Below are 24,822 nucleotides of genomic sequence, written 5' to 3'. Positions count from 1 at the left end.
ACAACGGAAGGCATTGCATAACCCGTATGCTCTGCCTCACCCGAGGAGCTAATGCCTAAAGCTCGACAATCAAAAGAAATAAGAATCTTAGAAAGAATTGATACGAAGGCTATGGACAGGAATTACTGCCTATAGCCTTTTTACTTTCCTTCTTTTACTGACTTTAGCATGGCTATCGGCAACGCTTCATCCGCACGTTCGCCACCTAGTCTGTAACCCCAGGCAAAACGGCCTTTTAAGTAGTCGACTTGAAAAAACATACCTTCGTCTCCATCAATTCGGTACATCTCACCAGGCACTATTGTACTTGGATCAATTAAATATGATTGTGCCATAACCATTTTCCTTTGGTAAACTGCATACTCATTAAGGATACCCAATTGCTCGGCTTTGCGTGCTTTTTCCCGCAGTCTTCCGATTTCTGTGCGTAATTCATGCTCTGTCATTGCACTATATTTTTTTTCAATCTCCATCTTCTTCATTCTCCTTTTTATCAATGAAATGATCGATGCGCTCAAACGGGATGCCTTTTTGATACATCGCCTGTTTCACTTTATCATTCAAGTCTCGTCCACTAAACTTCGAACTATAGCGTCGCCATGCTTTCTCTCCGATTGAATCAGCAATGGATGTCCATTCATCTTCTTCGCGATCAAAGTTAATATTCGCAAGTGCTTGTTTAATAAGCTCGAATGAATACCCTTTTCGAAGCAATGTATTTTGGATTTTTTGTTTTAATTGGGCCGGGGCTACAGAACGATTTGAATTTGCCGTCTTCTCTGCAAGTTTCGTTGCGATTTTAAGCTGGTCATCTTCCGAATAAGATTCAAGCACTTTGATCTGTAATTCCTTCCCTATCCCTTTTTTATGCATCTCTTGCTGAATTGCTTTTGGACCTTTACTGGATGAATTTTTCTGTGTTTGAAGAAGTGCTTCTGAATAGGTTTCATCATTTAGAAATCCAAGACTTTTCAACTTCACGAGTGCTTCTAATACAATTGCTTCCCCATATCCCAATTCCAAAAGTTTTTTCTTCACTTCAAACTCACTGCGCATTCTGAAACCAAGATAATGGAGTGCCCGGTTGAACGCTTTTCGTATCTCATCCTCATAGACCATCTCGTCAATAGACCAGTCTTCAAGGGACATCCCTTTCGTTAAACCGAATTTAACAAGGACCGATTCATGGACACTGAATGCATACTTTTCTTCTAGGAAAATATTGTATCGTTCTAGATCTTTTTTCTGTTGTGATATTTTAGTAATAACAGGCACTTTTAACACGCCTCCTCTGCTTTCTATTTAGTATACATGTTCCGTCCTTGTGCTTCAGCTTAATTGGTTTCATTATAGGGTATAGAATCCTAATGGGGGTGTCTGAAAATGAAAATCGTCATTGCAGGTGGGTCAGGTTTCGTCGGACAGAAATTAACGGATACTTTATTGAATGAAGGACATGAAATTATAATTTTATCTAGGAAAGAAAGTAAGATTGATGGCAATATAAAATACGTCAAATGGCTTCAGAAAGGCATTTTTCCGGAAAATGAGATTAATTCCGCTGATGCCTTTATCAACCTTGCCGGCGTGTCCATCAATAAAGGGCGTTGGACCACTAAGCATCGTAATCAAATTTATGCTAGCCGAATGGAAGCGACCGATGAATTGCTGCGAATCATCTCTGCTTTACAAACAAAGCCAGCTGTACTTATCAACGCCAGTGCAATTGGTATCTACCGCGCATCAGAAGACAATGTCTATACAGAAGAATCCCAAGACTATGCGGACGACTTTCTTGGTCGGACTGTAATGGACTGGGAGAAGAAGGCGGCATCAGTAGAATCTGAAGGCATACGTGTCGTTTTCATGAGGTTCGGAGTCATACTCGGACTTGACGGAGGTGCGTTGCCACTTATGGTGTTACCGTACAAATTATTTGCAGGCGGAACTGTTGGAACAGGCAATCAGCGGGTGTCTTGGGTGCATATAAAAGATGTCACGCGTGGAATCGCATTTGCACTCGACAATACAAGTTTATACGGACCTGTAAACGTCACATCACCATTTCCAAAACGAATGAAATACTTTGGTAAAACAATCGGTTCAGTGTTAAATAGACCACACTGGATTCCAGTACCTTCATTCGCAATGAAAATAGTACTTGGTAAAAAAAGCGCGCTCGTTTTAGAAGGTCAACATGTCTTACCAGAAAAATTACTAGACAACGGCTTTAAATTTCATTATCCGACACTAGAGTCAGCACTGAATGATTTGTATAATAAAGACGTATAGTTCGACTTCATCTGCGCATCCTACCCTAAAAGGAAAGGTGCGTTTTTGATGATAAAAAAACATGGTCCAGGTATTTTATTGGCGACTTTTATCGTAATGATTGGATTTGTTTTTAATCCATTTTCCGCCAAAGCGGATGAATTTCATTGGGGCTTCAAGAAAGCTACAGGGGGAAACCAGCCTAATGCTGGTGATGCACTCGACTCAATGCTTGATAAACATGGAGCCATTTATAAAGGAAAGCCAGACGAAAAGATTGTCTATTTGACGTTTGATAACGGCTATGAAAACGGTTATACCGAAAGTATTTTGGATACATTGAAAAAAGAAGATGCTCCAGCAACTTTCTTTCTCACGGGACATTATTTAAAAAGTGCCTTGCCACTCGTAAAAAGAATGATTGCGGAAGGTCATGGAATCGGCAACCACACGTATGGACACCCGAATCTGGCCAATGTATCTGAACAGAGAATGGAAGAAGAATGGACCAAATTTGACACGCTGTTGAATGAAGTAACTGGACTCAAACGAACATACTACACAAGGCCTCCTGAAGGCGTATTCAATGATAAAGTCCTCGCCAAAGGTAACGAACTCGGATACAGGCATATATTTTGGTCAGTCGCATTCATCGACTGGTACGCCGATAAACCTAAAGGCCGTGACTTTGCTTACAATGAACTGATGAACCAACTTCATCCCGGTGCTGTTATTTTAATGCACACGGTTTCACCTGATAATGCACAAGCTTTACCATCCTTTATCCAAGACGCCAAGAAAGCGGGTTACACTTTCCAAACGCTTGATGATCTTGTTTTGGAATATGAAAATGTTAACTCGATTTTGAGGTAATAAGAAAAGCGCAATGCGCCTCTTCCCGTGGCAACAAGGAGGGATGTAGTTCAATCCCTCCCAGCTGCATGACCTACATCCCGTTGGCCCAGTGACTAGGCGTTGGAGTCTAGAGGTAAAATCTCTAGTTTACAACTTATCCACAGTACGAGACTTAGTAATTTCCTTGAAAAGAACAAAAGCGTCCGCTGAATGGACGCTTTTTATTATGCTAAAGCCTGGCTCTGTTTCATCTTGCCAATAATTGATATGATGAACAATACAGCCAAAAACAGTGAAATCAAAACAAGAAAACTGAAGCCTGCATCAAGCTCAAGAAAAAGACCACCTAGAAAGGGTCCCGTCAAACTGCCTAGGCTAAAGAAAATTCCACATAGCAGGTTCCCGGTCGGCAACAGATGCTTCGGTGTCAAATCGGACATATACGATATACCGAGTGAAAAAATCGATCCAGAAAAAAGTCCCGCAATGAAAAACATAGTCATAACAGCAGGTATAGATGTTTCAACAGTGCTTGCAATGAAAAATGAGATGGATCCGCCTCCCAGTGCTACGAGAAAGACCGGGCTTCTTCCTATCTTGTCTGATAACATCCCTAAAGGTAACTGTGAAATAATACCCCCAATAGAAAACGAGGCGAGAATAATCGTTACAGACGTAAATTCGACTCCGCTTCTGAGTGCATACACTGGATACATCGCATTAAGCGTTGACTCAAGAAAACCGTATCCAAATGGTCCGAGGAAAGCAAGCCAAGCAACGGCCATTGTTCTTTTGAATCGAGCGAAAAATCGTTCATTACCAGACTTCCCTTTAATAATATCCGGGAAATCATTTTTCAACATGAAGACAAGTGACCATGCAAGCATGCACAGCATCCCCGATACAATAAACGGTAAGCCTTCGAATACATTAACAAGTGGAGCAAACAATGGACCTGCCGCAAATCCAACTCCGAATGACAATCCGTAAATCGCAATATTGCGTCCTAACCTTTGTTGCGGTGAGAAACTTGTAATCCATGTTTGAGTTGAAAAATGAAGTGCGTGATCCCCGATACCAATTAATAACCTCAGCACGTACCAAAATACAACACTTTTCCATAATGGGAACAGCATCAATGATATAAAAACAAGCATGCCCCCCAAAATAATAATCGGCTTATAACCAAAACGACGAAGTGGTGCCTCCATGAACGGTGAAACAAGTAATGTTCCTATGTATAAAGCCGTGGCATTCAAACCATTCATCGAACTCGTAACACCATCTCTTTCGAAGATAGCCGAAATAAGTGGCAACAGCATTCCTTGTGAAAATCCAGAAATAGATACAATAATAACAAGTATCCAAAACCGTCTCTTCTCTATTTGTGAAAAAGTGTCCATATTCCTTCCACTCCCCGCCTTGTAGATCATTGCATGATTTTAGCACAAGTAAACGGTGATAACGCAAAAAAATATAAAGGCCCAGTCCATATCTGATTGTCAGATTACGGCTGAGCCTTTACGTATGAATTGAACCTTCACTTTCTATCTGCATAAGTCGTATTCGTCTCTTGGCATATTGCCAGCGGACACTTACGAATCCCCTCCTTCTTAATTTTCTTCACTTCGACTTTACCCTATTCTCGCTACCCTTCTAAAAATTTTGTTCAGCTATCACTGATGCTGTCTCCATTTGATTTGAAACTTCAATTGCAAATCACTAACTTTTGGTACAACGACCCCTACATAGTTGAGCTTAACTTTTTACTATTAAAGTTCTCAACCTCCTTAGTTTTCGTTTTGATTGCCCTTCTGCCATCCTCCCTTTCGTTTAATTAAATGAATCATAACATATAGATTTTATATTGTAAAGATTATGTTAACGAGAATATTCAATTTAATAAGAAGTTCTATTCCCCTTCATTGATAAATTTCGTTTTTTCGTTTACGATTATACTAATGAAAAGAGGTGTACGGATTGGACAATACTACACAAAATAACGGACATGTTGAGGGATTAAAAACACGGCTTCATCAATTTCTCGAAACACTTGAAACAATTGAACCCGAAACTGCAGACCTACAGGAAATTGACCAGCTAATAAGCTTGTTAGACGACCTTGAAGAACAGATGGGAAAAATAAAATCAGATAAATAATAGTCTATGCCACTGGGGGAAATCGAGAATGTACATAGAACAAATTGAAAAAAGCATGTATGATCTCATTTGTGAAACATCGACGAACCTACCTAAAGACGTGAGACGAAAAATCCTGGCGGCCAGAGAGTCTGAAGACGCTGGCACACGAGCTGCGATGAGTCTTGATACAATTGCCAAAAACATCAATATGGCTGACGAGAAAATGTCACCCATCTGCCAGGATACCGGCATGCCAACGTTCAAGATAAAAACACCAGTCGGAGTAAATCAGATTGAAATCAAAGCGGCGATTAAGCGCGCGATTGTTCAAGCTACAAAAGACACTAAACTTCGTCCGAACTCTGTCGACTCGCTAACAGGTGATAATAGTGGAGACAACCTCGGTACAGGTGTCCCAGTCGTAAAATTTGAACAATGGGAACAAGATCATATTGAAGTGAAACTTATTTTAAAAGGCGGCGGCTGTGAAAATAAAAACATTCAATATAGCCTGCCAGCAGAGCTCGATGGGCTTGGCCGTGCAGGACGTGATCTTGATGGTATCCGTAAATGTATTTTACACTCCGTTTATCAAGCTCAAGGACAAGGTTGTTCAGCAGGCTTCATCGGCGTTGGAATCGGCGGAGACCGCGCTTCAGGTTATGAACTTGCGAAAGACCAGCTTTTCCGTAACGTCGATGATTTGAATCCAAATCCAAAACTTTCAGAACTTGAAGAGTATATCCTGGAATCAGCAAACAAACTCGGCATAGGGACAATGGGCTTCGGAGGCGAAGTTACTTTACTTGGTTGCAAAATCGGTGTCATGCATCGGATCCCCGCAAGCTTCTATGTTTCTGTAGCTTATAACTGTTGGGCATACCGCCGAATGGCTGTCGATATCGATGCTAGTTCTGGTGAAATAACGAACTGGCATTACAATGACGGTGAAAAAATTGCTTTCACCGAAGATGATGCAAAGAAAGATGAAGTAAAACAATCTGCACGCACTGTCGAGCTCACAGCTCCGATTTCCGAAGAACAGATTCGTGATTTAAATGTCGGCGATGTCGTCAAAATCAGCGGAATGATGTATACAGGGCGTGATGCAATCCATAAATATTTATCAGAAAATGACTCACCTATCGACCTTAATGGACAAATCATTTATCATTGTGGCCCCGTAGTCATGAAAAATGAAGATGGCAGTTATGAAATCAAAGCTGCAGGACCTACAACATCGGCCCGTGAAGAACCGTATCAAGGCGACATTATGAAAAAGTTCGGGGTTCGCGCTGTCATAGGCAAAGGTGGAATGGGTCCGAAAACTCTTGCCGCTCTCGAAGAACACGGTGGCGTCTACTTGAACGCAATCGGTGGCGCAGCACAGTATTATGCCGATTGCATTAAAAAAGTCGAAGGTGTTGACCTTCTTCAATTCGGTATACCTGAAGCAATGTGGCATCTGCGCGTTAAAGATTTTACCGCAGTTGTTACGATGGACTCGCATGGTAACAGCTTGCACGCCGATGTCGACAAGTCTTCTCTTGAAAAACTCGGACAGTTTAAAGAGAAAGTATTTAGCTAATTGATTAAAGCAGCTTATGTCGGGTTAATTCCCGGCATAAGCTGCTTTTTTATAATCAGTAGATCCATATTTTGTGAAGTAAAGTGAACTAGTGGGCACTCTACGACAAACCTCACTCACTTCTAACTCCCTCAACCCCCAACCTTCAATACAAAGTAGTATCTATTTCTTTTCCGTTTGGATATACTATAAATTATTAACGATAATTATTATTAACTGATATAAATTATCATCTATTGAATTTAGTCGGTTCCCAACAATGGGAACCGACTTTCATACTTTAACGAACCATTTGAAATTGACTATCATTATCAATTAGGAGGAAAAAACTATGACTACTCTCACTGAACAACAGCCTAAAACGTCTATAGATTGGCCAGTATATCTTGAATTGATTGCTGTGATTCTGTCAGGCACACTAATTCTTACAGCTTGGATGGCTGGTAAGAACGGATTGGATACCCTTTCTGCTCCCCTTTATATCAGCGCCTTTTTAATAGGTGGGTTCGCTAAAGCGAAGGAAGGTATTGAAGAAACAATTAATAACAAAGAACTGAATGTTGAAATGCTAATGGTTTTCGCGGCAATCGGCTCAGCATTAATAGGGTACTGGGCGGAAGGGTCAGTCCTAATTTTCATCTTTGCACTCAGTGGTGCGCTTGAAACCTATACATTAAATAAAAGCCATAAGGAAATTTCAGCACTTATGGAATTACAGCCTGAAGAGGCGTGGCTTATTCAAGCTGATGGGACTACTATCAAAGTGTCAACTACTTCCCTAAGGATTGGATCCATTCTACTCGTCAAACCAGGCGAAAGGGTCCCTGTCGACGGAAGTATCACTTTTGGTACTACCTCCATCGATATGTCTGCCATTAATGGCGAATCACTTCCTGTCACAAAAGCAATTGGTGACGAACTATTCGCCGGGACAGTCAATTTGAGCGGTTCTATCAAAATAAGAATGACAAAGCCTAGTTCTGAAACACTTTTCCAAAAAATTATTACACTTGTTCAAAGTGCACAGAGTGAGAAATCACCTTCACAGCAATTTATCGAACGTTTTGAAGGAACTTATGTAAAAGCCGTTATCATCATGGTGCTTATTATGATGGTTCTACCTCATTATTTTTTCGGTTGGGATTGGACGACTACAATCTATCGTGCTATTGTCCTGCTCGTCGTTGCCTCCCCATGCGCATTAGTCGCATCTATTATGCCAGCGACACTCGCCGCAGCCTCTAACGGAGCAAGAAAAGGTGTTTTATTCAAAGGCGGTGTTCATCTAGAACATTTGGGTTCACTCAAAGCAATTGCATTTGATAAAACTGGTACACTAACGAATGGTAAACCCGTTGTGACAGACTTCTATGTACGAGAAGACACAGACCCAACTGAAACGCTAGCGGTACTTGCAAGTATCGAGTCTGAATCGAATCACCCGCTTGCTATTGCGATTACTAATTACGCGCTCGAAAAAGGTATCACTTTAGAACGCAATCTTCAGATTGAAGATGTACCCGGGCACGGTATCCGAGCATTAGTAAATAAACGAGAACTACTCGTAGGAAACCCCCGTTTTGTCGGAAAAGAATTGGCAGAAGCGTTTCAGCAAGGCATCGCCCTATCCCTAGCTGATGAAGGTAAAACAATAATCTTCATGAAAGACGATAAGGGAATTATTGCTGCCGCGGCACTAAGAGATACATTGCGCTCTGAAGCTGTCGAGGCAATAAGTCAGTTAAAGCAAGCAGGTATTTTAACAATCATGCTAACAGGTGATAATGAAAAAACGGCTGCAGCTATAGCAAAAGAAGCCGGGCTCGATTCATTCGTTGCAGAATGTCTGCCTGAAATGAAAGTTAATCACTTGAAACATCTCCTTGTTGAGTACAAAAATGTAGGAATGGTCGGAGATGGGATCAACGATGCACCTGCACTTGCTACTGCAACATCAGGTATCGCAATGGGCGAAGGTACCGATGTTGCACTTGAAACCGCAGATATCGTTCTAATGCAAAATGACTTGAGACGTATCTCTTACGCCATCAAGCTATCTCGTAAAATGCAACGAATTGTAAAACAAAATGTCTTCTTCTCCATTTCAGTCATCATGGTTTTGATTGTTTCAAACTTCCTGCAAGTCGTTGATCTGCCACTTGGCGTTATTGGCCACGAAGGTAGCACTATCCTTGTCATTTTAAACGGTCTCAGGATGCTTAATCGCATTGAATAAGCCATTAATATTATTAACTATCACGTCTGTTAAATAATCATTTATTCACATGAAAATCTAGTGAGTAGGGCTTAATAACCTCCATTTTTACTGGACTATTTTCGGACCGCTTTCAGCTAACTATTCATGACAGATTTTCTGAGGGGGGCCTAGTGTGGCTAGAAGTGACGGAGTCACTTCTAGCCACACTTTTTTCAGCATTCCTGTTGTGAATAGTTGCCTGTCGGGTTCCTACAATGTTCAAGTGAAAAATAGATGACATTCTATGAAGAGTGTAAGTGCCCGAAGATGCAATTTCGGGCACTCTTGTACGTTGTACAATGTGTTCCTTGCTTTCTTTTAGCAAAGATTATGCATCTAATCATGTGATGCCATATAGATATTGACACTTCTTTAATATAAATAAGAAAAACCATAGAGAAAGTATCAGCCGCCAAAATTGCATCTTTGGCGGCTTTTCTCTAGGTAAGAAGCCAGCTATTCTTTCGTCTCAAAAAGCTTCAGCACTCTGTGTACTTATGCTTTTGGAGCACGACGGATGAAGGACAACCATACGATTAACGAAAAAAATGTGTAGGGATGCGACAAAGTCGCATCCCTACACATCCAGCCATCTCGGTAATCGTAATAGAAGTCATTCAATCCAAAGTAATCCAAAAGCGCAACTATACAAGGGGGTAGTGGAGTAATCTGTATCCCCGAGCACTGTTTCAGTCTCCATGCGCTATAATTAATCATACATCGCAATATACGTATTATAGCCAAAGAAAAAAGACTCTTCGGTTTTATGACCTACTCGCAAACCTAAATCAGTTGAAATTTGAAGCTGTTCGGTATAATCGTCAATAACTTCCTTACAAACTGTATTGATGAAATAGACGCCCAGTAATAACCAGCAAAGGCGCCTTTTTATAGAACAAAAGCAATGCATCATGTTACATGACTGCATTGCTTTTTGCTTTAGCTTTCATCAACTGAGTTCTCTCCAACGTGACGGCATTAAGCTGACCACCAAGCATCAGAATAATCGCAGAGAAGTATAGCCACATCATTAATACAATAATTGCTCCAATACTTCCATAAGTACTCGAATAATTACCATAGCTACCAACATAGAAGGAGAATCCAAGAGATGTTATAATCCAACCAACTGTCGCAAATAGTGCCCCAGGTAATACACTTTTAAATCGGATTTTCAAATTAGGTACTAGCCAATAGATAAGTGAAAATACAAAGAAAATAAGTACGGGCGGTACTATCCAACGTAAACCATTCCATAAAGTAAGGAAACCTTCCTCCAACCCCATGTAAGAGAATGCAAGAACTCCAATTTGTTGTCCGAACACCGGTAATACTAATGCCACTACCAGTACAGCAATTAGCATGACAGTAAAGACAACCGACATACCGCGGGCTATGATGAACGAACGTGATTCTTCCGTAAAATAAGATCGATTCAAAGCTTTCGTAAGTGCATTCATGCCTTTAGATGCTGACCACACCGTTGCAAGTGCACCAATTGATAGTAAGCCACCATTACGGTTTTTCAAGATTTCGTTTAATGTGTCCTCGATTAGCATAGCAACGCTCTCAGGTGCATAATCTCGTATCAATAAGAATACTTCAGCTTGGTTAAAGTTTAAGTAAGGTAGCAACGTCATTATAAAGATTAATAGAGGAAAAAGAGACAAAAGGAAAAAGAAGGCGAGTTGCGAGCCAAGACCCGTTATATCGACTTTCTTTATCCGGACAAGAAGTTCTTTCAAAAAACCGTTTGTTGTCGTGACGTCAAATTCCTCAAGCCCGCCTTCTTTTACATCATCGAAAAACTTCATGGCTGCAGAATCTGCCATAAAGCCATCTACTTTCTTCTTAGATTTGTCTTCTTGAATTGGCATAGGTGCTGATCGTTCATTATTCTTCAAACTTTCGTCACCCCTTTCAATACTGTTTACTTTTCCAAGTCAGTTTTCACCTGTAAAGGCGTTTCACTTACAATTGACTTGTATTCATCTTTTGACTCAACAAATGTATCCTTCGTATCCATGACTAGACCTTTCACTTGCGGCGTGAGTGTTTTTAACTCCTCTACCTGAGCTTTAATGTATGATACATCACCTGATAGCTGCTCGAAGACAGACTTATACTTTTCTTTCTTTTCATCTAATTTCCATTTGAGCACATCGGGATTTTTCACATAATACTTCGTTTCCCTTATACAAGTAGTTGATTTCCTTACTATATGTTTTCGAGTACTCCGATCAAACATACTTACAACCGCACCTGTAAGTGCACCCACAATAATAAATGTACCAAATTTGCTATTACTCATAAAAAGCCCTCCAATTCAATCTCTTTCGTATAGAGAATTATACCCCAGAAGTAGGAAAGTCAAACTATATGTCAGACTTTTAAAATAAAGCTTGACGAAAGCTGTGAAATTTCGGAATATTAACAATAAGGATGGCGAAATAGAGAGACTGAGAGGATGTGAGGTTTATTCAAATTAGGGGTGTTTAAGGTTGCACGTATAACAACATAATTGGGGGTAATGGTATGGATGGATTAACAGCTTTTTTAGATAAGGCTAGCGGATTTATTTGGGGACCGCCTTTGCTTATCCTTCTTGTCGGAACGGGTATCTTTTTAACAGTAAGACTAGGACTTATTCAAGTACGTATGTTACCTTATGCATTAAAACTCGTTTTCTCTAAAAATCAGGATAAAACATCAGAAGGCGATATTTCCCACTTCCAGGCACTGATGACAGCAATGGCCGCCACAGTCGGTGTAGGGAATATAGTCGGAGTTGCGACAGCCATTTATTTCGGCGGACCAGGAGCAGTGTTCTGGATGTGGATGGCCGGATTCTTCGGGATGGCTACAAAATATGGAGAAGCAATTCTCGCAGTTAAATATCGCGTCAAGGATGCTAATGGACAAATGGCTGGAGGGCCAATGTACTATCTTGAACACGGTCTAAAAATGAAATGGCTCGGCGTTTTGTTCGCCATCTTCGGTGCAATCGCAGCGTTTGGTATTGGTAACGGAACACAATCGAAAGCAGTTGCCGATGTCTTGAACTCAACGTTTAGTGTCCCACATTGGATTACAGGAATCGTTCTTGTTGTTCTAGGCGGAATGGTTATTATTGGCGGGATAAAAACGATTGGTAAAGTTACATCATTTTTCGTTCCTGTAATGGCGGGTTTTTATTTAATCGCCGGTTTAATAGTAATGATTATGAACATCAACCTTATTCCAGAGGCTTTTGCAACTATATTCAAATTTGCATTTACCGGTGAAGCGGCTGTTGGGGGAGCAATCGGTGCGGCGATCCGTTTCGGGGTAGCACGTGGTCTCTTTTCTAATGAAGCAGGTCTTGGATCTGCTCCGATTGCTGCTGCTGCGGCCAGAACTGACTTACCAGGTCGTCAAGCACTCGTTTCTATGACACAAGTATTATTCGACACTCTAGTTATCTGTTCAATCACCGGTGTGACAATCGTCATGTCTGGCATGTGGAAAGACAAGAGCATTGAAGCCGGCTCGCTCACAGCTGCCGCGTTCGGTGAGTTCCTTGGTGGTGCGGGACCAATTGTTGTTGCAATTGGATTGATATTCTTTGCTACATCAACAATTTTCGGTTGGGCTTATTATGGAGAGAAGTGTTTCCAATACCTATTCCCAAATCCTAAAGTTCTAATCTACTACCGTGTCGTATTTATCGCAGTCATCTTTGTAGGTGCTACAGCGACTCTTGATGCTGTTTGGTTATTCGCTGACGTGATGAACGGACTCATGGCAATACCGAACTTAATTGGGCTGCTTGGGTTATCTGGGGTCATCGTCTTTGAAACAAAACGGTTCAATGCAAAACTTAAAGAGGAAAGAGAAGCCGCTAAACGAGGCTGATCTCCTATTCGATTTGACAGTCCGGGAGAATAATGAAATGATAGGTCCAAAGCTTATCGAAAGGTGGACAATACTATGGATTTATCTAACCCGACACCAGAAAATATTTCTTATATGATTGACAAAATCACAGAAAAACTTCGTATGGTTAATTCAGCCGCTATGAACCCGGAGAATTTTAGTACCACTAAATATGATGACTTGCACTACATGTACAAAATGGTCATGAAACGTACTACTATTACACCGAATGAAATGCAGGCAATTGCAGCTGAACTCGGTACGCTAAGAAGTTAAGTAATCTAAAAAGAGATTCACCGGTATGAGTTTACCGGTGAATCTTTTTTTGAATTTCATTCAAATGCAGTTCCATCTTTTAGTACGAGTGGTTGGATAAGTACTTCTACCCGACGGTTCTTACTTCGTCCCTCAGCTGTTGCATTTGATTCGAGTGGTTGGAACTCACCGTACCCTTTTGCACTGAATAAAAGTGGATTGATTTCTTCATTTTTCACAATACTTTTCAAGAAATTCACAGCTCTCATCACACTAAGTTCCCAGTTAGATTGGAACTGAGCATTTTTAATAGGAATATTATCCGTGTGACCAGTGACAACGATATGACGGGGTGGGTCAAAAACAAGAAGTTCTGCAATATCATCTGCAATCCCTTTATACTCAGGCTTGATATCCGCCATACCTGGACTAAATAGGATACTATCCCTAATCGTAACCATCAAACCTTCGTCCGTCATTTTCGTTTCGAATTGATTTTCCAATTCATTTACAGCAATATATTCATCTACCCGCTCCTGAATCTCACTAAGGGATTTCTGATCTTCCAAGTAGGATGAGTTTTCCTCATTAGTCCCAATGGAGTCTTTCGGTATAGGCACAACTGAAGGTCCTGCATTATCCATCACGCCCTGCCCACTATCAAATATTTCACCGAATACTGCTGACATCTGTTTAAGTTTAGCTTCATCTACTGAACTTGAGGCAAACAGGACGATAAATAAGGCGAGAAGAAGAGTCATAAGGTCGGAGTATGGCAATAGCCAGGACTCATCTATATGGTTATTATCCTTTTTTCTCTTACGTCTCTTCGACAAACTCTCCCGCCCCCTTATCGCCATTGTTTATTACGGCTAGCTTTCGGCGTTCTTCCGCAGACAGATATGAAGAAAGTTTCTGCTCAATAACGCGTGGTGCCTCCCCTTCAAGAACCGAAAGGACCCCTTCAATCATCATTTTCTTTTGCCTTACCTCTTCGTGCGATTTACGTTTTAATTTATTCGCAAATGGATGCCAAAGCACATATCCAGTAAAAATACCAAGCAATGTCGCAATAAAAGCTGCTGAAATCGCATGACCAAGTGCATCGATATCATTCAAATTTCCAAGTGCTGCGATAAGACCTACCACTGCTCCCAGTACGCCCAGTGTCGGTGCGTAAGTCCCCGCTTGTGAGAATATTTGTGCTCCCGCAGAATGCCTATCTTCCATAGCTTCCACTTCTTCACTTAACACATCACGAATATAATCGGCATTTTGTCCATCAATTGCGAGACCCAAACCATTTTTCAAAAACGGATCATTAATTTCGTCAGTTTTTGCCTCAAGCGATAATAATCCTTCACGTCGTGCAATATCAGCCCAACTTGAAAACATACGGATAATATCGGCATCGGAAGCAAGTTTCTGTTCTTTAAAAAGCACACCAAATAGTTTAGGTACACGTTTTAACTCATTCATCGGAAATGCAATGACGACAGCTGCAACCGTTCCTACAATTATTATTAGTATAGCTGCGACATTAAATAGGCTATCCACTGGGACGCCTTTCATCGTCATACCGACAAGAAGTGCGACAAAACCTAGTACTAGACCAATTACTGTTGATAAATCCATAGGTGACCCTCCAAATATTCCATTCTTCTTCTTATTTCGGCATCTTCAGCCTATTCTTTAGGTGAACAGAAGTAAAAAATATTCGATACAATTCATTCTGTCACAATTTATCATAAATTCAACGTTGCAGGTCAGGACAATAAATTGGTACTATTAATAGAAGATAAAGGAAGGAGTAATTATTCATGTCTACTTTCGAAAAACAACTATCCCGCTATGCTGAACTCGCAGTACAGGTAGGTGTCAATATTCAACCTAACCAATATCTATATATCAATGCTTCAACAGAAGCAATGGAATTTGTTCGTCTTATAACCGAAAAAGCTTATGATGCAGGTGCACGTCAAGTGTTTGTCGATTGGTCCGACGATATTGTTTCCAGACTACGTTATGAAAAAGCACCGACTGATTCTTTTGCTGAATTTCCTGAGTGGAAAGTAATGGAGCGTGAACAGCTTGCAGAAAAAGGTGCTGCATTCATGAGCATCGTTTCCCAAAGTCCAGACTTGTTAAAAGGGATCGAGCAGTCTCGTATTGCTGATACTCAAAAAGCTGCTGGACAGGCACTCGACAAATATCGTCAGTATGTACAGTCTGATAAAATTAGCTGGACTGTAATCGCAGTCCCTTCTAAAGCGTGGGCAGCAAAAGTGTTCCCTGAACTTACGGAAGAAGAGCAAGTATCAGCACTTTGGACAGCCATTTTTAAAGCAGTACGTACAGACAAACAACATCCTATACAAGAATGGGTTAATCATGACAAAAATTTGCATGCCAAAGTCGATTACCTGAATAACAAAAGGTACCGCAAACTTCACTACACAGCGCCCGGTACTGACCTAATCGTTGAATTACCTGAAGGTCACTTGTGGTGCGGAGCCGGCAGCATCAATGAGAAAGGTCACACTTTTATGGCGAATATGCCGACTGAAGAAGTATTCACTGTTCCTTTGAAAACCGGTGTCAACGGCTATGTATCAAGCACAAAACCGTTAAGCTACGGCGGAAACATTATCGATAACTTCAAAATAACATTTAAAGATGGACGTGTAACTGAAGTTTCAGCTGAACAAGGCGGAGAAGTTTTACAACGTCTAATAGATACAGATGAAGGTGCAAAACATCTCGGTGAAGTCGCACTCGTCCCACACGATTCCCCGATTTCACAATCGGGTCTACTCTTCTATAATACATTGTTCGATGAAAATGCCTCTAATCACTTTGCTCTCGGAAGCGCATATTCATTTTGTTTAGAAGGTGGCAAAACGATGGCACGAGAGGATTTAGAAAAACACGGTTTGAACCAAAGCATCACTCATGTAGACTTCATGGTTGGCTCTGAGGAAATGGATATTGATGGCATCAAAGACGATGGCTCTTCTGAACCTGTGTTCCGTGGGGGCAACTGGACTTTCTAATATTCGTCACAATTACTTAAAACATTTCATGAAACCCTTAAACAATTTGGGTTTTTACTGTATACTAAAGATAGTTCTGAAATCACAATGTAGAGAGGGGTCATATATATGGGCTTAATGTTCGCTACAGTTATAGGTTTTACGGTTTGCTTAGGTATAGCAGCAACATTCACAATGCACTTTCTTTCTTCAGCCATGATCACTGCTGATTCTACAACAATCGATCCAAAACCAGAAATAAAATTCTAAGAGTTGCCTACAGGCAACTCTTTTCTCTTTACATATCATCTGGCATGATAAATAAAAGCTTGCAGAATAGGAGTATACGATGACAATTCTTTCAGAGATCCTTGATTTTAATGATACATTTGTGGGTGAAAAACAATATGAACAGTACGCAACAACAAAGTTTCCCGACAAGCGAATTGTAATTTTGACATGTATGGATACAAGACTGACTGAATTATTACCTAAGGCGATGAACTTAAAGAATGGCGATGCGAAGATTATTAAAAGTGCCGGTGCACTAGTCTCACACCCATTTGGCGGTATTATGAGAAGCCTACTAGTAGCAGTTTATGAATTACAGGCTGATGAAATTTATGTAGTTGGCCATCATGATTGTGGAATGAGTTCAGTCGATACCGGTCGAATCATAGAAAAGATGGTTGATCGTGGGATTGATGAAAACATTCTCAAAACGCTAAAATACTCCGGTGTCGATATGGAAGATTGGCTCCATGGTTTTGGTGATGTGACTGAAAGCGTCAAGATGAGTGTTGATGCTGTTCGTAATCATCCCCTTATGGATAAAAAAGTTTCCGTCCACGGACTTGTCGTCCATCCTGATACTGGGAAGCTCGATATCATCGTAGATGGATACAAATATAATTCCACAAAATAAATTCGACTTATTTCCTGGGAAATAAACAAAAGCCGATTCCTTTTTACAGGAACCGGTTTTTTATTTTAGCTACTATTCTTTTCAAGAAAATCTTGCCCTTTCAAAAATCGCCTTCCACGATAGCGTAGATATAATGGTCTTCCCAGACACCATTAATATAAAGGAGTTTCCGTAACAATCCCTCTTGGAAATACCCTGCCTTCTCCAGTAATCTTAACGATCCGCCATTACGGGGAGAAACATAGGCCTCTACCCGATGTAAGGCAACTTTCTCGAAAGCAAACTGGGTAACAAGACGAACTGCTTCCGTGCCTATCCCCTTACCAGTTTCATGCTTATCGATTGAATAGCCGACGAAACCGCTGGAAAATGGCAATCGTTTAATGCTGTAAAGCGAGATATGCCCAATTAGCCTACTTGTAGCAGTTTCGAAGATACCGAAGTTGTATTCCCTTCGGTCCCTCATCTGATAGTTCGACTCCCTTATTTTCTCCCTCTGTACAGCAACAGCAAAATAGCTACTCTCATGCCGCGGTTCGAAAATAGACCAGTATTCTTTATTTGCAGTTAGCAATTCCGTGAAGCTAAAAGCATCATCCTCTATCAATATTCGCAAATAACAAGTTTGCCCTTCAAGCAAAATCAATTTATATTCACCCTTTTACCAAAGTAAGTTCCAAGAACTCCTCAACATCTTTTACGCATAGTGCTACGCCTTTTGCCCAAAAATCTTGTTTCGTAATATCCTCACCTAGATGCTTCATCGCAAGGTCTTCGACACTCATAACCGCAGTGTCCCGTAAAAGCGCCATATATTTCTGTTCAAATCCTTCGCCATCTTCCAATGCTTTTGCATAAATACTAAGGGAGAACAAATATCCGAACGTGTACGGGAAGTTGTAGAATTGCACGCCTGTAATGTAGAAATGGAGTTTCGACGCCCAGAAGTGCGGATGGACCGTATCAAGAGCATCCCCATAAGCTTCTTTCTGCGCTTCTGCCATTAACTCATTCAATCTTGCAGCGGGCACGATTCCACTTTTACGTTCTTCATAGAACCTTGTTTCAAAAAGGAATCTAGAATGGATATTCATAAAAAATGCAACACTGCGCTGAATTTTATCTTCTAGCAGGGCAATTTTCTCATCCTTTGTTTCAGCTGCTTTAACCGCAGCATCCGCGACAATCATCTCTGCGAATGTTGATGCCGTTTCAGCTACTCCCATTGCGTATTGACGGTTCATCCAATGGACTGGACGCAGTGCATAAGAATGGAACGCGTGACCAAGTTCATGGGCAAGTGTTGCAACATTCGACATTGTTCCGCTGTAAGTCATGAATATACGGGATTGCTCGGATACAGGCATACCTGTACAGAAACCGCCTGGACGTTTGTTCGGACGATCTTCCGCCTCAATCCAGCCCTCTTCAAACGCCTGACGAGAAAATTCTTCTAGTTCCGGGCCAAATTCTCCAAAATGTTTCAGGATGAATTCTGCCCCTTCTTGATACGACATCTTTTTGGTCGATGCTGTAACTGGTGCATCCGTGTCATACCAGTTCAGCTTGTCAGTACCTAGCATTCTCGCCTTGACGTTCAAGTATTCTACAAATGGTGCTTTATTTACACCAATTGCTCCCCACATTGCATCGAGCGTCTCTTGGCTCATTCTATTTCGGAGAAGCGGCTCTTTCAATACAGAATCCCATCCACGTTTTTTGTATACTTCTAGCCTAAAGCCGGCAATATGATTTAATGCAGATGCGAAAAAGTCTTCTTTCCCTTCCCAAGCTTCTTCCAATGCTTCGAATGAACGCTTTCGCACATCTGCATTCTCATGCGAACTTAGGTTATTTGCCTGTCCAACGGAAAGTTCCTTTTCCTCTCCGTCCAGTTCGATTTTGATTTTAATATCATTAACGAGCATGTCGTATAACTGTCCCCAACCATGATAGCCGTCTACGCTTAGTGACGTGATCAAACTCTCTTCTTCTTCGGACAGTTTCAAGCTGACCTCTTCACGCCACTCGTTCAGAACAAATGAAAATTCCTTCAATTCACCTGATTCCATTAGTCCATTCCATGTATCTTCATCTGCTTTCGCTAGCGTCTGCTGGATTTTAAGACCGACTGTCGAGAAACGTGCAACAACTGAACCAATTTCCCCTTGCAGTTGCAGTGCTTTTTTATCTGTTGTGTCAGCCGCCAGGAAACAACCGATAACGGCACCCGCCTGTGACATGTTAAGTGCAACATCTTTTAGTGATTCAATAAGGTCCAAAACTTCTTTTGACATACCAGCTGATTGAGGAACTTCAAATGCAGAAGCCGTTTCTTCTAATGAGCCAAGCTTTTCTATTACACCATCTAAATGAGTCCGCAGTTCAATTGAACCACTTCCTCCTTTAAAAAATACATCTAGATCCCATGTTTCTGAATACGTTTTTTGCGTCACTATAATTCCCCCTCAATTCATTCAAAATTTTCTAAAAACACTTCTTGATTATAACATGAATATTCGGTATGCGAAATACAGCAATTGTGACGGAAGGTTCATACTTTCGTTCGCAGGCTCCACCTTTCATATGTATACTATTGAGTAGGAGGATTTAAATATGTTTAAACTTATGATTATGACTTTTTCGCTCATTGTGGTCGTTCTTGTCAATGCAGCTGCAAATATTATACCTATCAATGGAAAAACGACCGGAGAAATCTCAAATAGTTTACCGGTGCTATTTACACCTGCAGATTATGTTTTTTCAATTTGGGCAGTTATTTATCTGCTTGTCTCTATCTGGCTTTACAGCTTTATGCGCAACAAAGGAAAGGTTAAACATGCTTTGTTCAATCGGAGGGTAGTTTTGTTTGTGTTCAGCTGCCTATTTAATATCGCTTGGATTCTGCTCTGGCATTTTGGCTTTTTCGGATGGACAATTATTGTTATTCTAGCGCTTCTTATAACATTATTGACCCTTTATTTCACCTATCCTAATCTGGAAAATCAATTTTATGGTAGAATTCCTATTGCTGTCTATCTAGGATGGACTTTTGTGGCGACCATTGCGAACATCAGCTACGTCCTTACGTTGCATGAGTGGTCTGGCTGGGGGCTAAGTGATCCTTTATGGACTGTTATCTACTTAACTATAGCGACCGCTATCGCACTTCATTTTTTATACCATTATGCGGATATAGCGTTTAGCGCGGTCTTCATATGGGCATTTATTGGTATCACTGTAAAAAACGGTGCAGATGAATTATTCGTTTCTGCCGCAGCCCTATTTCTTGCAGCTACAATAGCAGGATTCATATTCTTCAGAAGAAAATTACTCACATTCAAATAAAAATCGCCGTCCTCCCAAATTGGGCAGGACAGCGATTTTTCATTTGCGTTCTAGGAGACGCGGTGCTGTAGTGAATATTAATGATGCAACAATTGCTGATAATAGTACTGAAGGAATCATGTAACTTCCATTGTATACGAGTGAATAAAGCCATACAGGTTGTCCCTCTGGTGCTGAGGATGCAAAGAAAACGATTCCACCGATGAAGTGGATTAGGTATCGAAGAAGGCCCCCGATAACTGTACCTACTACGATAGCCCTTACCATTGAGCCTTTATCACCTTTCGCTCTACCGCTTAACAGCCATGCAAGCGTGACGCCTGCCACCCCTACGAGCGTGTAAGCCACGAAGTAATCGAGCGCTGCTTGTATCACATTTAAGACATACCCACCCATCATCAGTTGCAATAACCCACTAACAAAGCCAGTTAGCATTCCCCCAATAACTCCCCTGCGGAATGCCATGATAACAATTGGCAACATCGAAAGTGTAACAGACCCGCCTTGTGGCATTTTAAAACCAATCTGATCAAGCATAAATGAAATCGCACCTAAAATAGCCACTTCAAGTAAAAATTGAAGTCTTTTCCGATTCATACTAATTCCTCCCCCTACTAGTTTAGCGAAGGATGTGGGCACAAAAAAAGACATCCCTAATATAGATGGGACATCGAATATGTCAGTTTCCATCCACATTCCTACGCAAGAATAATCTTACAGGTTCTAAGGGTCAGGACGACTTGTCCAATCTCAGCCAAAATAGGCTCCCCCTGTGGTTCCAGTTATTTAGTTGTCTAGTACATTGTATAAGATGGCCATTCTTTAAGCAAGATGATTAACAAGGATGGTAATTTTCCTATATAGTTAAGTAAAATGGAGGAATCCAAATGTCGAACAGTAAATTACTAGCTGCCCTGTGCTATTTTAGCGTCTTCTTCTCACCTTTGCTGGTACCCGTCATCGTTTATTTTGTTTCGGGTGACCGTGAAGTAAAACATCATGCCAAACGTTCTTTCGTTTCACATCTTGTTCCTGTTATACTTCTTATTGCAGGATTAATCATTTTTTCTTTTTCAATGTTTTCCTATACCAACAACATGAATGGAATGATGGGTGGCAACTTTGGTTTTTGGCAACTAACACCTTTCTTATTCATGCTTATCTATGGACTACTTCTTTTGGCCATTCTTATTTGGAATGTGTTTCAAGGTATCAAAGTATTGAGATGAATGTTTATAAAATCCACATTTCGGGAAATAAGTAATAAATGAATTGTTTAGGAGTGAAACTTAATGAATATTGGAAAGTTATTAAAAACCGCTATTAAATTTGCGCCTATCGTCTATCCGATTGTTCGCAAAGTAATGAAAGAAAAAAAAACAACCAGCTCAACAATCTCAAGAAAATAACTTGACAGTCTGCCAACGTTTTTTTAAGTTTGCAGGCTTTTTTGTTCAGCTCATTATGATATAGTATGGTATGGAAATGAATGAACGGAAGAAGGGATTTGTCCATAATGATCGCAAAAACTGAACATGAAATTGAAGCGTTAAAAAAGATTGGGAAAATCGTTGCTGAAATTAGGGACGCAATGAAAGAAGCAACTATCCCCGGTAAAACTACAAAAGAAATAGATGATATCGGAGGACGACTATTCGAAGAAAAAGGTGCGATTTCAGCACCAATCGCAGAATACGATTTTCCAGGTTTTACATGCATCAGCGTCAATAGTGAGGTTGCCCACGGCATGCCGGGTTCACGAATCATTGAAGACGGAGATCTAGTTAATATTGATGTCTCCGGATCCTATAATGGTTATTTTGCTGATACAGGTATTTCTTTTGTCGTTGGTACACACGACGACAAGAAACAACAATTATGCGATGTGGCAAAAAGTGCTTTTGAACGAGCAATGACGAAGGTTAAAGCAGGTGCTAGTTTAAACCAAATTGGCAAAGCAGTCGAACGTGAGGCCAAAGAAAACGGCTTGAAAGTGATCAAAAACTTGACTGGCCATGGTATTGGCAAAGCGTTACACGAAGAACCATCACATGTACTCAACTATTATGATGCTTGGGATAAGACGCTTTTAAAAGAAGGAATGGTTCTCGCAGTTGAACCGTTCATCTCTGAAAAGGCGGAGCATATCATCGAATCAGGAGATGGCTGGACGTTCATCACACCAGACAAATCTCTTGTAGCTCAAATCGAGCATACAATTATCGTCACAAAAGGCGAACCAATTATTTTGACACAACTATAATAATGAGAAAAGCGCAATGCGCCGGGAGCTAGACATTGTTCCATGCTGAAAAAATCATACCTTTTTTCTTTTAAAAAAGGGCTGTCCCTGGAAATCCGATCTACTTGGATTCCAGGGCAGCTCTTTTAATTATTTTCTATACAGGTTGCAATAAAGATCTCTATTCAAATTACTACAGCGCTAGAGGGATGCCTTCCACCTTTAAGCCAAGCAGCTAAGCCAACAAGTCTTAGGGCTTCGGTTACACCTTCTACGGCGCTTTCGCTCGATACATAAGTACTTATGAATTCCCGTCTGTTAATTAACCATATATTCGCAAAAAATACTGGCGAGAAGTGCTTAATAACCTCCATTTTCACTGAAATTTTTTCGGACTGCTTTCGGTTACCTATTCGTGACAGATTTACTAGGACTCCTGATGTGAATAGTTGCCTGTCGCGTTCCTCCAATGTTCAAGTGAAAAATGCGGTTGTTTTGGAAGAAAAGAATAGATGACATTCTATGGAGAGTGTAAGTGCCCGACGTATGAAGGACAACCATTCGATTACCGAAAAAAATGTGTAGGGATGCGACAAAGTCGCATCCCTACACATCCAGATCTATCGGTTATCGTACTAGAAGTCATTCAATCCAAAGCGACCCCAAAGCGCGACTATACAAGTGCGGCCGGGGTCGTAATTAAGTTATTTACTGGTTATTTTCAGTTAATTAACAGACGTGTTATTTATTTAACATATATAGACTTCTTGCGCTTGTCTTATTTCTTTTTAGGAGCTGCAATCGTTTTTGAATTTCCTTCTGCAAGATGACCTTTATACCACACTTTTTGGACGGTTTTAATTCCCTTAGTCAACTTACGGTAATCCCGTTCTTCTGGGTATGACAACAGTGTCAACACTTCTCCGTCTCCGCCTGCCCGTCCGGTTCTGCCTGAACGGTGTAAATATTGTTCAACGGTATGTGGCACGTCGATGTGGATAACATGTGTTAAGCCATCAATGTCAAGGCCCCGTGCAGCAAGATCAGTTGCTATCAAAATTTTCAACTCGCCTTTACGGAAACTTTCTAATGTTTTTTGCCTCTCAAATTTCGTCATTTCTGAATGAAGAACTGCAATCGGTGCTTCATTATACTTAAGCTTCATTTCTTTCATACGAAGCTGATCCACATTATTAATAAATGCAAGAGCACGAATTTCCTTTAAATAAGAAATCCCACGCAATACATCCGTTTTGTCCCGCGCATCAGTCTTCGCAAATGAATGGACGACCTCACCGGATTTCGGCATTTCTTCAGCGCCAACTTGGATGCGGATTGGATCAGTCATAAACTTACTTGCAACAATTTCAATTTCATCTGTTATTGTTGCGGAGACGACAACAACTTGTCTCTCTGGATTTGCCGCTTCAATCATATTCTTCACAGTGACGCGATGATCGCGAGTAAGGAGCTGATCACCTTCGTCAAGAACTATATGACGAATATCGTGCATTTTTAACTTTCTAACCTTGACAAGTTCAGCCAAGCGGCCAGGTGTTCCAACAACAATCGTTGGTTTTTTCTTCAATTGCTCAATTTGACGTTGCATATTTGCTCCGCCAATTAATTGTGTAACCGTGATACCTGTTCCTGTTACCCATTCTCTAATAACGTTAACAATTTGCATCGACAGTTCCTGTGATGGCGTGATAATAAGCGCCTGCGTTTGTTTTTTATCACCATCAACCAGTTGCAGAAGTGGTAATACAAATGCAAGTGTCTTACCTGACCCAGTCGGTGACTCTGCTACGATATCTTGTCCTGCCAACATTTCTGGAATCATTTTCTCCTGGATTGGCATCTCGTACTCAAACTTCCATTTTTCTTTAAACATTTCGTCCATATTTTCTAAGAAGGACATCATTATCCCTACTTTCACTCTATTCCTTTCAGTTTATCATAAGTGGCTCTTGTACACTCTATTTCTGACAA

25 protein-coding genes and 1 riboswitch are annotated in these 24,822 nt (G+C 40.8%); of the genes, 14 read left to right on the top strand and 11 right to left on the bottom strand.

The features are described from left to right. Nucleotides 1-140: 140 nt before the first annotated feature. Together FQ087_RS20550 and recX are read right to left on the bottom strand one after the other, a co-directional pair. Complete coding sequence (locus FQ087_RS20550) at nt 141-473, bottom strand: YfhH family protein (RefSeq protein WP_149582467.1); 333 nt, start codon at nt 471-473, stop codon at nt 141-143. Then, nucleotides 463-1,275 carry a recombination regulator RecX gene (recX, locus tag FQ087_RS20545; protein WP_149582466.1) on the bottom strand — a complete coding sequence of 271 codons (813 nt, stop codon included), beginning with the start codon at nt 1,273-1,275 and terminating at the stop codon, nt 463-465. The genes FQ087_RS20550 and recX overlap by 11 nt, the downstream gene beginning before the upstream one ends. Before the next feature lie 108 nt (nt 1,276-1,383). Here recX and FQ087_RS20540 point away from each other — a divergent pair, with 108 nt between their 5' ends. Next, on the top strand, nt 1,384-2,292 hold the full coding sequence (locus FQ087_RS20540; RefSeq protein WP_149582465.1) for a TIGR01777 family oxidoreductase: 909 nt from the start codon (nt 1,384-1,386) through the stop codon (nt 2,290-2,292). Nucleotides 2,293-2,340: 48 nt separating this feature from the next. Further along, a complete protein-coding gene (locus FQ087_RS20535; protein ID WP_149582464.1) occupies nt 2,341-3,144 on the top strand; it encodes a polysaccharide deacetylase family protein in 804 nt (267 codons plus the stop codon). Nucleotides 3,145-3,350: 206 nt separating this feature from the next. Here the strand turns inward: FQ087_RS20535 and FQ087_RS20530 are convergent, their stop codons facing one another. Next, nucleotides 3,351-4,529, bottom strand: coding sequence for an MFS transporter (locus FQ087_RS20530; RefSeq protein WP_149582463.1), 1,179 nt, complete (start codon nt 4,527-4,529; stop codon nt 3,351-3,353). Nucleotides 4,530-5,106: 577 nt separating this feature from the next. On the opposite strand from FQ087_RS20530, the gene FQ087_RS20525 reads away from it, so the two are divergent. The 3 genes from FQ087_RS20525 (at nt 5,107) to FQ087_RS20515 (ending at nt 9,092) form a co-directional block, all read left to right on the top strand. After that, nucleotides 5,107-5,286 carry an SE1561 family protein gene (locus FQ087_RS20525; protein WP_149582462.1) on the top strand — a complete coding sequence of 60 codons (180 nt, stop codon included), beginning with the start codon at nt 5,107-5,109 and terminating at the stop codon, nt 5,284-5,286. A gap of 28 nt (nt 5,287-5,314) precedes the next feature. After that, nucleotides 5,315-6,856: a fumarate hydratase gene (locus tag FQ087_RS20520; RefSeq protein WP_304624775.1), complete on the top strand. Its 1,542-nt coding sequence runs from the start codon at nt 5,315-5,317 to the stop codon at nt 6,854-6,856. A 331-nt stretch (nt 6,857-7,187) separates the two neighbouring features. Beyond that, complete coding sequence (locus tag FQ087_RS20515) at nt 7,188-9,092, top strand: heavy metal translocating P-type ATPase (protein WP_149582461.1); 1,905 nt, start codon at nt 7,188-7,190, stop codon at nt 9,090-9,092. A 935-nt stretch (nt 9,093-10,027) separates the two neighbouring features. Here the strand turns inward: FQ087_RS20515 and FQ087_RS20505 are convergent. Together FQ087_RS20505 and FQ087_RS20500 are read right to left on the bottom strand one after the other, a co-directional pair. Beyond that, nucleotides 10,028-11,017, bottom strand: a complete 990-nt coding sequence (locus FQ087_RS20505) for a YihY/virulence factor BrkB family protein (RefSeq protein WP_255452479.1) — start codon at nt 11,015-11,017, stop codon at nt 10,028-10,030. Between the two features lie 26 nt (nt 11,018-11,043). Next, a complete protein-coding gene (locus tag FQ087_RS20500; RefSeq protein ID WP_149582459.1) occupies nt 11,044-11,424 on the bottom strand; it encodes a YtxH domain-containing protein in 381 nt (126 codons plus the stop codon). A gap of 224 nt (nt 11,425-11,648) precedes the next feature. Here FQ087_RS20500 and FQ087_RS20495 point away from each other — a divergent pair, with 224 nt between their 5' ends. Both FQ087_RS20495 and FQ087_RS20490 read left to right on the top strand, forming a co-directional pair. Then, nucleotides 11,649-13,007, top strand: coding sequence for an alanine/glycine:cation symporter family protein (locus tag FQ087_RS20495; protein WP_149582458.1), 1,359 nt, complete (start codon nt 11,649-11,651; stop codon nt 13,005-13,007). 75 nt (nt 13,008-13,082) lie between these two features. Beyond that, nucleotides 13,083-13,304 carry a DUF1128 domain-containing protein gene (locus FQ087_RS20490; protein WP_149582457.1) on the top strand — a complete coding sequence of 74 codons (222 nt, stop codon included), beginning with the start codon at nt 13,083-13,085 and terminating at the stop codon, nt 13,302-13,304. Between the two features lie 56 nt (nt 13,305-13,360). Here the strand turns inward: FQ087_RS20490 and motB are convergent, their stop codons facing one another. Both motB and motA read right to left on the bottom strand, forming a co-directional pair. Then, on the bottom strand, nt 13,361-14,119 hold the full coding sequence (gene motB, locus FQ087_RS20485; protein ID WP_149582456.1) for a flagellar motor protein MotB: 759 nt from the start codon (nt 14,117-14,119) through the stop codon (nt 13,361-13,363). Beyond that, nucleotides 14,103-14,918 (bottom strand): flagellar motor stator protein MotA, encoded by an 816-nt coding sequence (gene motA / locus FQ087_RS20480; protein ID WP_149582455.1) that lies wholly within the window; start codon nt 14,916-14,918, stop codon nt 14,103-14,105. The genes motB and motA overlap by 17 nt, the downstream gene beginning before the upstream one ends. Before the next feature lie 185 nt (nt 14,919-15,103). On the opposite strand from motA, the gene FQ087_RS20475 reads away from it, so the two are divergent. From FQ087_RS20475 to FQ087_RS20470, 3 genes are all read left to right on the top strand, one after another. Continuing rightward, complete coding sequence (locus FQ087_RS20475; protein ID WP_149582454.1) at nt 15,104-16,336, top strand: aminopeptidase; 1,233 nt, start codon at nt 15,104-15,106, stop codon at nt 16,334-16,336. Nucleotides 16,337-16,444: 108 nt separating this feature from the next. Continuing rightward, nucleotides 16,445-16,585 carry a hypothetical protein gene (locus tag FQ087_RS22625; RefSeq protein WP_188006836.1) on the top strand — a complete coding sequence of 47 codons (141 nt, stop codon included), beginning with the start codon at nt 16,445-16,447 and terminating at the stop codon, nt 16,583-16,585. A gap of 79 nt (nt 16,586-16,664) precedes the next feature. After that, nucleotides 16,665-17,240, top strand: coding sequence for a beta-class carbonic anhydrase (locus tag FQ087_RS20470; RefSeq protein WP_149582453.1), 576 nt, complete (start codon nt 16,665-16,667; stop codon nt 17,238-17,240). Between the two features lie 100 nt (nt 17,241-17,340). Here FQ087_RS20470 and FQ087_RS20465 read toward each other — a convergent pair whose 3' ends face one another. Both FQ087_RS20465 and FQ087_RS20460 read right to left on the bottom strand, forming a co-directional pair. Then, nucleotides 17,341-17,886 (bottom strand): GNAT family N-acetyltransferase, encoded by a 546-nt coding sequence (locus tag FQ087_RS20465; protein WP_149582452.1) that lies wholly within the window; start codon nt 17,884-17,886, stop codon nt 17,341-17,343. 7 nt (nt 17,887-17,893) lie between these two features. Next, nucleotides 17,894-19,696, bottom strand: a complete 1,803-nt coding sequence (locus tag FQ087_RS20460) for a M3 family oligoendopeptidase (RefSeq protein WP_149582451.1) — start codon at nt 19,694-19,696, stop codon at nt 17,894-17,896. Between the two features lie 160 nt (nt 19,697-19,856). Between FQ087_RS20460 and FQ087_RS20455 the strand changes: the two genes are divergently transcribed. Next, nucleotides 19,857-20,588, top strand: a complete 732-nt coding sequence (locus FQ087_RS20455; RefSeq protein ID WP_149582450.1) for a tryptophan-rich sensory protein — start codon at nt 19,857-19,859, stop codon at nt 20,586-20,588. A gap of 39 nt (nt 20,589-20,627) precedes the next feature. Here the strand turns inward: FQ087_RS20455 and thiT are convergent, their stop codons facing one another. Further along, a complete protein-coding gene (thiT, locus tag FQ087_RS20450) occupies nt 20,628-21,185 on the bottom strand; it encodes an energy-coupled thiamine transporter ThiT (protein ID WP_149582449.1) in 558 nt (185 codons plus the stop codon). 81 nt (nt 21,186-21,266) lie between these two features. After that, a riboswitch (TPP riboswitch) is annotated at nt 21,267-21,369 on the bottom strand. A 106-nt stretch (nt 21,370-21,475) separates the two neighbouring features. Between thiT and FQ087_RS20445 the strand changes: the two genes are divergently transcribed. The 3 genes from FQ087_RS20445 to map all read left to right on the top strand — a co-directional run bounded on the left by FQ087_RS20445 (nt 21,476) and on the right by map (nt 22,851). Beyond that, complete coding sequence (locus FQ087_RS20445) at nt 21,476-21,817, top strand: magnetosome magnetite crystal formation protein family (protein ID WP_149582448.1); 342 nt, start codon at nt 21,476-21,478, stop codon at nt 21,815-21,817. 63 nt (nt 21,818-21,880) lie between these two features. After that, the gene (locus FQ087_RS23200; protein WP_255452478.1) at nt 21,881-21,997 is read left to right on the top strand and encodes a hypothetical protein; all 117 of its coding nucleotides are present in this window, start codon (nt 21,881-21,883) and stop codon (nt 21,995-21,997) included. A 107-nt stretch (nt 21,998-22,104) separates the two neighbouring features. Next, nucleotides 22,105-22,851, top strand: coding sequence for a type I methionyl aminopeptidase (map, locus tag FQ087_RS20440; RefSeq protein WP_149582447.1), 747 nt, complete (start codon nt 22,105-22,107; stop codon nt 22,849-22,851). Nucleotides 22,852-23,608: 757 nt separating this feature from the next. Here map and FQ087_RS20435 read toward each other — a convergent pair. Then, nucleotides 23,609-24,751: a DEAD/DEAH box helicase gene (locus FQ087_RS20435; RefSeq protein WP_149582446.1), complete on the bottom strand. Its 1,143-nt coding sequence runs from the start codon at nt 24,749-24,751 to the stop codon at nt 23,609-23,611. Between the last annotated feature and the right edge of the window lie 71 nt (nt 24,752-24,822).

Source organism: Sporosarcina sp. ANT_H38, from assembly GCF_008369195.1.
Taxonomy (GTDB): domain Bacteria; phylum Bacillota; class Bacilli; order Bacillales_A; family Planococcaceae; genus Sporosarcina.
This window is presented reverse-complemented; position numbering and strand designations above follow the sequence as displayed.